Consider the following 3,075-nt stretch of genomic DNA (forward strand, 5'->3'; position numbering starts at 1 on the left):
GTCGGAGCCGCCATGGGCGGAGCCGCAGCGGCTGGCGCGATAGGCGCCCATGGCGCACGCCAGGTCGCCCCTATGGGAGCCCCCGACACCGTCGTGTTCGCAGCAGGCGGCGGGAACGCTGCTCCCATGCCCAGTGTCGGAGCGGTACGCGCCCGCCTTGTCAACCTTGCCGACAACCGCGCCTACGATCTGGCGACGGCACGCCTCGTGCTGGGCCGCGATCGCAAGAGCGACATCGTGGTCGATGACATCAACGCCAGCCGCACCCACGCCGAGCTTCGCTTCGAGCCCCAGGGCGTCTGGGTGATCACCGACCTCGGATCGACGAACGGCACCTACGTGAACGGCGTCGAAACGACCTCGCAACCGTTACGGGGCGGCGATCGCATTACCATCGGCATGACGAACTTCGCGTTCTCGATATCGCAGTGAGACGGGTCTGCGCCGTGCGCACAACGTTTAGGACAATGGACATAAGGATACTCACGTGATTGATGTTGCATTGTTGATCGGGCGGCTTTTGTTCGTAGCCCTCCTCTACCTGTTCCTGTTCGCCATCATGAGGACGGGCATCGGTCTTGTGCGGGGTCAGCGTAAAAAAGAAAAGTCCTGGAGCATCTCTGTTGAACGCGGCCCCAAAGAGCTTCGCGGAATCCAGATCGCGGTTCACGGACCGGTCATCGTCGGCCGCAATCCCGGATCGGACATAGTCATCGGCGCCGGCTACGTATCGGGACGCCACGCCCGCTTCACGCTCATGGGCCAGAACCTCTTCATCGAAGATCTCGGCTCGACGAACGGCACCGCCGTAAACGGACAGCTCATCACCGAGCCGACCGCCCTCAGGAACAACGACGTCGTCAACGTAGGCGACGTTGCGATTAAGGTGAGGTACGCCTAATGGCAGCTAAGTCCTCGGATCATCCCAACTTCGGAAGCCGCACCGATATCGGATGCGTACGCGACCACAACGAGGACAGCCTCATAGTCGCGCCTCCCCTGTTCGCCGTCGCCGACGGCATGGGCGGACATGCGGCAGGCGAAATCGCTTCCGAAATCGCCGTCAACACGCTCGCCGAATACGCTCCCGATCATGCGGACAGCGAAACGCTCGGCTTCGCCGTAGCGGAAGCGAACCGAGCCGTCATCCGCGGCGTCAAAGAAGGCGTCGGGCGCGAAGGCATGGGCTGCACCATGACCGCAGCCATCCTCGAAGGCGAGCGACTCGTGCTCGCCCAGGTGGGCGATTCGCGCGCATACCTGCTCCATAAGGGAAAACTCCAGCAACTCACCCGCGATCACAGCCTCATGGCGGATATGATCGAAGCGGGCCAGCTCACCGCCGAAGAGGCGCGCTACCACCCCAATCGCTCGGTCATAACCCGTGCTCTCGGAAGCGATCCGCACATGGCGGCCGATCTTTACGAGCTCAACGTCGAATCGGGAGACAGACTTCTCATCTGCTCGGACGGCCTAACCACCATGCTCGAAGACAACGCGATCGAGGATATCCTCGGACGCATCAACGATCCCCAACGCTGCGCGAGCACGCTCGTGAGCGAAGCGAACGGTGCCGGTGGCTACGACAACACCACCACCATCGTCGTCGACGTAACGGGCCAAGGCGAAGTCAAGCAGAAGCGCTCTGCACGCAAGGTGAAGCTTTCGATGGTCATCACGTTGCTTGCGCTCGTGCTCGTGTGCGCTGGCGCGTTTTTTGGATTCCGCTCGTACGCCAACACGGTCGCCTACCTGACCGACGAGAACGGCAAGGTAGCCGTATACCGGGGCATACCTGGAACCCTGTTCGGCATTCAGTTCAACGAACTCGACCACACAACCGATGTTTCGATATCCGATCTGCAACCCGGCGTGGCGAACAGGCTTTCCGACGGCATCCGCGTCGACAACGTCGAAGCAGCCAACGCCCTTATCGAGGAGTACGAAGCGGAGATCGAGGCGAAAAACGACGCCTCCCGCGAAAGCGGCGATGATAAAAACGGCGAAGATGCCGGTGCTTCGGCTGATGCCGACAAAAAGGCGGGTTCGACCAACAGCTCGTCGGGAGGCTCGGCGAACCGATGACCAGACGCAACATAGAACTTATCCTGCTCTGCGTTGCGGCGCCCATCGTGGTGCTCATGTTCGCGATGATCGCGATCAACCAGGGGCAATCGCTCAATATGAACACGCTCGGCGTACCCATCGGCATCTTCGCCGCGTTTATCATCGCGCACCTGGCGGTTCGCAAGTTCGCTCCGGGGGCCGATCCCGCGCTCTTGCCCGTCGTATTCGCGCTTTCAGGCATCGGCATCGCGTTCGTCACGCGCATCGCACCGTATTCCGATTCGCCCAATATGGCAACCAACCAGGTCATGTGGCTGTTCCTCGGCGTTGTTTGCATGGTGCTCGTGCTTGCGTTCATAAAGAACCTCGACAAGATCGCCAACTACAAGTACACGTTCATGATCATCGGCTTCGCGCTGTTGCTCTCGCCGCTCATCCCCGGGCTCGGCCAAGAGATCTACGGCAGCCGCATCTGGCTGAACATCGGCGGCGTGTTCTCGTTCCAGCCGGGCGAAATTGCCAAGATCGTCATCGTCTTGTTCCTAGCGGGCTACCTCGCACAGAACCGCGAGATGCTTTCGGTGTTCACGTGGCGCGTCGGCCCCCTCAACCTGCCCGACATCCGCACCCTTTTGCCATTGATCCTTATGTGGATCGTCGCGTTGCTCATCGTAGTCTTCGAGAAAGACCTCGGCAGCGCGCTTCTGTTCTTCTTCATCTTCCTCATCATGCTCTACGTAGCCACAGGGAAGAAGTTCTATCTCGTCGTGGGCGGCCTCCTCATCGCGCTCGGCGCGGTGGCGGCCTGGTCGCTCTTCTCGCATGTGCAGGACCGCGTCGATATCTGGCTCGATCCGTTCGCGGACCCGAGCGGCAAAGGCTACCAGCTCGTCCAATCGATCTACTCGATGGCCGACGGCGATCTGTTCGGCGTGGGCATCGGACGCGGCATGGCGGGCGGCCTCGACGGGTTCGGTCGCCTTCCCGTCGTCGAGAGCGACTTCATCT

At 61.2% G+C, this 3,075-nt stretch carries 4 protein-coding genes; all 4 read left to right on the top strand.

The annotated features are described in order from the left end of the window. A partial coding sequence (locus tag C1719_RS00005) for an FHA domain-containing protein (RefSeq protein ID WP_146007806.1) occupies window positions 1-432 on the top strand: 432 nt, incomplete at its 5' end. A gap of 55 nt (window positions 433-487) precedes the next feature. Beyond that, a complete protein-coding gene (locus C1719_RS00010) occupies window positions 488-901 on the top strand; it encodes an FHA domain-containing protein (protein ID WP_102373242.1) in 414 nt (137 codons plus the stop codon). After that, the gene (locus tag C1719_RS00015) at window positions 901-2,085 is read left to right on the top strand and encodes a Stp1/IreP family PP2C-type Ser/Thr phosphatase (RefSeq protein ID WP_102373243.1); all 1,185 of its coding nucleotides are present in this window, start codon (window positions 901-903) and stop codon (window positions 2,083-2,085) included. The genes C1719_RS00010 and C1719_RS00015 overlap by 1 nt, the downstream gene beginning before the upstream one ends. Next, window positions 2,082-3,075, top strand: a 994-nt coding sequence (locus C1719_RS00020) for an FtsW/RodA/SpoVE family cell cycle protein (protein WP_146007807.1), incomplete at its 3' end; no start/stop codon positions are given. The genes C1719_RS00015 and C1719_RS00020, both read left to right, overlap by 4 nt.

The organism is Raoultibacter massiliensis (genome assembly GCF_900199545.1).
In the GTDB taxonomy this organism is placed as follows: Bacteria; Actinomycetota; Coriobacteriia; order Coriobacteriales; family Eggerthellaceae; genus Raoultibacter; species Raoultibacter massiliensis.

What these genes read in the sequence shown, in the direction of transcription:
- C1719_RS00015 (WP_102373243.1), top strand. Translation starts at nt 901, where the DNA reads ATGGCAGCTAAGTCCTCGGATCATCCCAACTTCGGAAGCCGCACCGAT.